The sequence below is a fragment of the Halorubrum halophilum genome (assembly GCF_000739595.1).
Classification (GTDB): domain Archaea; phylum Halobacteriota; class Halobacteria; order Halobacteriales; family Haloferacaceae; genus Halorubrum; species Halorubrum halophilum.
Map to the genome: position 1 here is coordinate 23938 of NZ_BBJP01000075.1, position 6038 is coordinate 29975.

6 protein-coding genes are annotated in these 6038 nt (G+C 68.2%); 4 read left to right on the forward strand and 2 right to left on the reverse strand.

Going from position 1 to position 6038, the window contains the following annotated elements; genetic code table 11:
• Window positions 1–28: 28 nt before the first annotated feature.
• On the reverse strand, window positions 29–481 hold the full coding sequence (locus ACP96_RS15755) for a hypothetical protein (RefSeq protein WP_050034058.1): 453 nt from the start codon (window positions 479–481) through the stop codon (window positions 29–31).
• A gap of 135 nt (window positions 482–616) precedes the next feature.
• On the opposite strand from ACP96_RS15755, the gene fen reads away from it, so the two are divergent.
• From fen to gcvPB, 4 genes are all read left to right on the forward strand, one after another.
• Complete coding sequence (gene fen / locus ACP96_RS15760; RefSeq protein ID WP_050026771.1) at window positions 617–1594, forward strand: flap endonuclease-1; 978 nt, start codon at window positions 617–619, stop codon at window positions 1592–1594.
• A 182-nt stretch (window positions 1595–1776) separates the two neighbouring features.
• Window positions 1777–2160 (forward strand): glycine cleavage system protein GcvH, encoded by a 384-nt coding sequence (gene gcvH / locus ACP96_RS15765; RefSeq protein WP_050034052.1) that lies wholly within the window; start codon window positions 1777–1779, stop codon window positions 2158–2160.
• A 116-nt stretch (window positions 2161–2276) separates the two neighbouring features.
• Window positions 2277–3605, forward strand: coding sequence for an aminomethyl-transferring glycine dehydrogenase subunit GcvPA (gene gcvPA / locus ACP96_RS15770; RefSeq protein WP_050034053.1), 1329 nt, complete (start codon window positions 2277–2279; stop codon window positions 3603–3605).
• Entirely contained in the window at window positions 3606–5036 is a 1431-nt protein-coding gene (gene gcvPB, locus ACP96_RS15775) for an aminomethyl-transferring glycine dehydrogenase subunit GcvPB (RefSeq protein ID WP_050034054.1), read from the forward strand.
• A gap of 151 nt (window positions 5037–5187) precedes the next feature.
• Here gcvPB and ACP96_RS15780 read toward each other — a convergent pair whose 3' ends face one another.
• Window positions 5188–5973: a helix-turn-helix transcriptional regulator gene (locus ACP96_RS15780; RefSeq protein ID WP_050034055.1), complete on the reverse strand. Its 786-nt coding sequence runs from the start codon at window positions 5971–5973 to the stop codon at window positions 5188–5190.
• Window positions 5974–6038: the final 65 nt, after the last annotated feature.

A 6038-nucleotide genomic window follows, 5' to 3' on the forward strand; every position in this document is an offset into this window, starting at 1 on the left:
CGGCAGGCGGGCGCGGCTCCAGCACGGGTCAGCCGGCTCCCCAGAACCGCCGGAGTCCGCCGACGCCAACGACCCGATCAGTCCCCAGCCTGATCAGCGCCTCGCCCGCGCCGGCCGCCAGTACGACGGCGAACAGCAGCGGCCAGACGGTCAGGTGCGAGGAGAGCGGGTGCAGATGCGTCCCGTACGCCCACTGGTACGCCGTGTTCCCCAGCAGCCAGCCGGTCGCGAGGAGTGGCGACACCAGTGACGCGCGACCGAGCAGATACAGGGGGACGGCGGCCATCAGCCAGAGCCCGACAACGCTGTAGCCGACGGCGAACGCCGTCGAGATCGGGTCGCCGCCGTCGAAGGACACGCCGTTCGAGAGCATCCACGCGAGGACGGTGACAGTGTAGACGACGCCGCCGGCGGCGGCCGCCGCGCGGAGGTCGAGCCGACGGGGGTCGAGCCGACGGGGGTCGAGTCGGGGGGAGGGCATCGATCGGTCGTTCGGCGGTTGCGTCGTCTTCCACTTCAATCGTGTCGGCGTTTCACGCCCGGAACGCGTCGATCGCGGCCGGGTCGATCGCACCCGGATCGATCCTTTAAGAACCGCGACGACGAACGATCGGCGATGGGAAACGCGGACCTGCGCGACCTCGCGGCGATCCGCGACGTGGCCTTCGATGAGATCGAGGGGAGCGTCGTCGCCGTCGACGCGCACAACTGGCTGTACCGGTACCTCACGACGACGGTGAAGTGGACGAGCGACGAGGCGTACACCACCGCCGACGGCGTGGAGGTCGCCAACCTGATCGGGGTCGTCCAGGGGCTCCCGAAGTTCTTCGAGCACGACCTGATCCCCGTGATGGTGTTCGACGGGGCCGTGACCGACCTCAAGGCCGACGAAGTCGCCGAGCGGCGGGAGAAGCGCGAGGCGGCTGAGGAGCGCCGTGCCGCTGCCGAGGAGCGCGGCGACTCGGTCGAGGCGGCGCGGCTGGAGGCCCGCACGCAGCGGCTCACCGACACGATTCAGGAGACGACCCGAAAGCTCCTCGAACTGCTCGACGTGCCGATCGTCGAGGCGCCGGCGGAGGGCGAGGCCCAGTGCGCGCACATGGCGGCGTCGGGGACCGTCGACCACGCCGGCAGCGAGGACTACGACACCCTGCTGTTCGGCGCGCCGACCACCCTCCGGCAGCTCACGAGCAAGGGTGACCCGGAGCTGATGGATCTCGCGGCGACGCTCGACGATCTCGGATTCGACCGGCAGGCGCTCGTCGACGCCGCGATGCTCTGCGGCACCGACTTCAACGAGGGCGTCCGCGGGATCGGGCCGAAGACGGCGGTGACGGAGGTCCGCGAGCACGGCGACCTGTGGGGCGTCCTCGACGCGCGCGGCGCCGAGATCCCGAACGCCGAGGCGATCCGCGAGCTGTTCATGGACCCGCCGGCGACCGACGTGGACGTCGACACGGCGGTGAACCCTGACGTGGAGGCCGCCCGCGAGTACGTCGTCGACGAGTGGGGCGTCGCCGCCGACGAGGTGGCGCGCGGGTTCGAGCGCATCGCGGAGTCGCAGGTCCAGACCGGGCTCGATCGGTGGACGTGAGCCGCCGGAAGCCCGCCGCGAACATACCTTTTATTTCCTCGTCGTCAGAAGGGTGACGTACACGTGTCGCGGACCGCGTTCCGACCCCGAATGCCGGATCTGACGGGCCGACGGGACGAATCCCACTCTGGCAGCGCGCGAGCGCGCCGATCCCAGAGGCGGACCGCGGCGACCCCTGACCAATGAGCTTCGAAGTACCCGACGACAGACGGTACCTGGAATCGCACGAGTGGGCGACGACCGGCGGCGACACCGTTCGGATCGGCGTCTCCGACTTCGCGCAGGACGAACTCGGCGACGTGGTGTTCGTCGAACTCCCGGACGTCGGCGACGAGATCGCCGCCGGCGAGGCGTTCGGCGTTGTCGAGTCGATCAAGGCCGTCTCAGACCTGTACGCACCGGTATCCGGCGAGGTCGTCGCCGTCAACGAGGAGCTGTTCGACCGCCCCGAGCTCGTCAACGAGGACCCGTACGGCGACGGGTGGATGCTCGAAGTCGACCCCGCCGAGGGCGGCGACGCCGAGGGACTGCTCGCCCCCGACGAGTACGACGACCAGATCGCGTAGCGGATCGAACCCCGGACGGGCCCGCATAGCGGACACCAGACCATGACAACGCCACCCTTCGACCGACGACCCGCGAACGGACGACCGAACGACTACGCACAGGACGGGACGCACCGATGAGCGGGACCGGCGGCACACCCTACGCACCTCACACCGACAGCGAGACGGCCGAGATGCTCTCGGCGATCGGCGTCGACGACGAGGAGGCGCTGTTCGACATCCCGGAGGCCGTCGCGTTCGACGGCGACTTCGGGATCGAGCCGCGCTCGGAGCGGGAGATCCGCGCCGAGTGCTCGCGGATCTTCGCGCGCAACGACGACCTGACCGAGTTCCTCGGCCGGGGGCACTACGGCCACTACGTGCCGAGCGTCGTCGACCACCTCGCGGACCGCGCCGAGTTCCTCACGAGCTACACCCAGTACCAGCCCGAGATCTCGCAGGGGTTCCTGCAGGCGCTGTTCGAGTACCAGTCGATGCTCGTGGAGCTGACCGGGCTCCCGGTCGCGAACTGCTCGATGTACGACGCCGCGACCGCGCTCGGCGAGGCCGCGACGCTGGCGGACCGCGTCCGGTCGACCTCGGGCGACACCGTCCTCGTCCCCGAACAGCTCCGCGAGGGGAAGCGCGCGGTGCTGGCAAACTACTGCGCGGGCGCCGACCTGACCGTCGAGTCGTACCCGATGGCCGACGGCAACGCCGACGTCGACGCGCTCGCCGACCGCGTCGGTGACGACACCGTCATGGTGTACGCGGAGAACCCCACCGTCCGCGGCTGTATCGAGGAGCGACTCGGGACGATCGGCGACCTCGCGGCCGACACCGACGCGCTGTTCACGCTCGGATCGGACCCGGTGTCGCTGTCGGTGCTCGAAGAGCCCGCGAGCGTCGGCGCCGACGTGGTCGTCGGCGAGGCGGGCGCGCTCGGGCTCCCCACCGCCTACGGGATGGGGCTCGGGATCTTCGCCTGCAGCGACGAGTTCCTCCGGCAGGTGCCGGGACGGCTGGTTGGCGCCGGCGAGGACGCCGCGGGCGACCGCGCGTTCACGCTCACGCTCCAGACGCGCGAACAGCACATCCGGAAGGAGCGGGCGACCTCGAATATCTGCACGAACCAGGCGTGGGTGGCGCTCCGCGCGGCGATCCACGCGGCGACGCTCGGCCCCGACGGGCTCGTCGATCTCGCGAACGACTGCGTCCGCGAGGCGGCCGCGCTCGCCGACCGGATCGACGGGCTGAAGGGAGCGACCGCGCCGGTCCACGACAGACACCACGTCCGGGAGTTCGCCGTGCGAGTCGACCAGCCCGCGGCGGCCATCGCGGAGGACTTGGAGGCGGAGGGGTTCGCGGTCCACGCGATCGGCGAACACCTGCTGCAGGTGTGCGTCACCGATCTGAACGCGGAGCGGACCGACGGGCTCGTCGCCGCCTTCGAGGAGGTGATCTGAGTGATCCACGATCAGGCCGACTACGCCCGCGAGGGCGAGGACGTTCACGAGCCGCTGCTCTCGGAGAAAACGGAGACGACCGTCGACGTGCGCGAAGCGTCGCCGCTGCCGGACGACCTGACTCGCGAGGAGCTTACGCTGCCGGCGCCCTCCGAGCCCGAGATCGCCCGCCACTACACCCGGCTCTCGCAGATGAACTGGGCGATCGACTCGGGGCCGTACCCGCTCGGGAGCTGCACGATGAAGTACAACCCGAAGTTCACCGAGGACGTGGCCGCCGACCCGAACGCGGCGATCCACCCGGACCGCTCGGCGCGGGCCGCGCAGGGGAACCTCGAACTGCAGTACCGGCTGCAGGAGTTCCTCGGCGAGATCGGCGGGATGGACGCTGTGACGCTCCAGCCGCCGGCGGGCGCCGCCGGTGAGTTCACCGGCATCGCGGTCGCGAAGGCGTACCACGAGTACCACGGCAACGACCGGTCGGAGGTCGTGATCCCCGCCTCCGCGCACGGGACGAACTTCGCGACCGCGGCGATGGCGGGCTACGACGTGGTCGAGCTCCCGTCCGGCGAGGACGGGCGAGTTGACGTTGAGGCGCTGGAGGCGGCCGTCGGCGACGACACCGCCGCGCTCATGTTGACCAACCCGAACACGGTCGGGCTCTTCGAGCGCGACATCACCGAGATCGCCGAGATCGTCCACGACGCGGGCGGGCTACTCTACTACGACGGCGCGAACCTCAACGCCCTGCTCGGCCGCGGCCGCCCCGGCGATATGGGGTTCGACGTGATGCACTACAACGTCCACAAGACGTTCGCGACCCCGCACGGCGGTGGGGGACCGGGGGCCGGGCCGGTCGGCGTCGTCGACGAGCTCGCCGAATTTCTCCCCTCCCCGCGGGTCCGGGAAGCGGAAGAGGGGAGCGGCTACGAGCGCTTCGAACCCGCCGAGACGATCGGGAAGGTCCACGGGTTCGGCGGCAACTGGCTCGTCCTCGTCAAGACGTACGCGTACATCGCTCGTCTCGGCGACGAGGGGCTTGCGGACGCGGCCGCGAAGGCGGTGCTCAACGCGAACTACCTCGCCGAGCGGATCGACCTCGACGTGCCGTACGGCCCCTTCCACCACGAGTTCGCGGCGACCGCGGGCGACCGCGACGCCGCCGATGTCGCCAAGCGCATGCTCGACTTCGGCGTCCACCCGCCGACGACGAAGTGGCCGGAGATGGTGCCCGAGGCGATGTTAACGGAGCCGACCGAGATCGAGGGCCGGTCGTCGCTCGACGACCTCGCGGAAGCGTTCAACCTCGCGTACGCCGACTCGGACGAGGCGCTCGACGCGGCCCCGAACCGCACGGCCGCGGCCCGGATCGATCAGGTGAGCGCCGCTCGGAACCCGCGGCTCTCGTGGCAGGCGTTAGACGGGGAGTAGCGGCCTCGCTTCTCACCGACTTCATTTCGAAAGAGACGGTGCCATGAGACTCTCTTCTTCGAAGGTACGTTCATCCAAAAGTCCACACGTTGTACCGACTCCGAGTGAAGGAATATCTGTTAATTGTGGGGTTCAACGGAACCGACGGAGACTACTTAGGTGAGACAGTGATGAATGATGCGTTCCGTTTATATTTCTGATACTGATCGGTCGCCCATTGAACAGCCGCTTCTGATTCCGTCATAATCATTCCCGCGACACTCCCTCCGGTATCGTGAGCGGTGATGCCCGCGTAGTCTCCCTCTGCAGTTTCCATAATCCACAGCGCATACGGAAGGTCCGCTTCAGACTCGTAGAGTGATAGCGATTCTCTGCTGAGCAGCGATTCGGTCGGGGTTCCTGGGAATGACCGGAGTGAGTCGATCACGCTCCGTTCCGCGACGATTTCCACCGAGAGATCGTCCCGGTCGAGTTCGCTATTAACGGTGAAGATATCCGATTTCAGGACGGTGGGGGCAAGTCCCTTCATGGTCGTCGCCTCGGTGAGCAACGCGGCACTCGCTGCCGCCGCTCGATCAGGTGCGTGTGACTCCGCCTGCGTCACTGTTGCTCCCTTGAGAAACACCGGGTCGATCTCGGCTGTCGCCGGCAACTGTTTTAACAACTCGCTCGCGCGGCCAATCGCGTCCGTGCTAGCGACGTAATCTGTTCGCTCAGCGAGAGCGAGATGGCCAGTCTTCGTAGCGGTATAGGCGGCTCCGTCTGCAACGACGCAGTCGGTATCGATCAGCTCTCCGATCGCCCGATCAACGGTCGACCGTGAGATCGAGAGTTCGTCAACGAGTTCCGGCTTTCGGGCGGGAGACTCCGCGAGGTATCCGAGAATGGCCTCCCGCTTGGTGAGCACTGAGCGGAGGTCAGTTCCGTCGTCAGCCATTATATTTCCTGTAGTTGGATAGCGTGACCAGGATTCACCGGTTAGTGATGCCTCTCATCCTGACC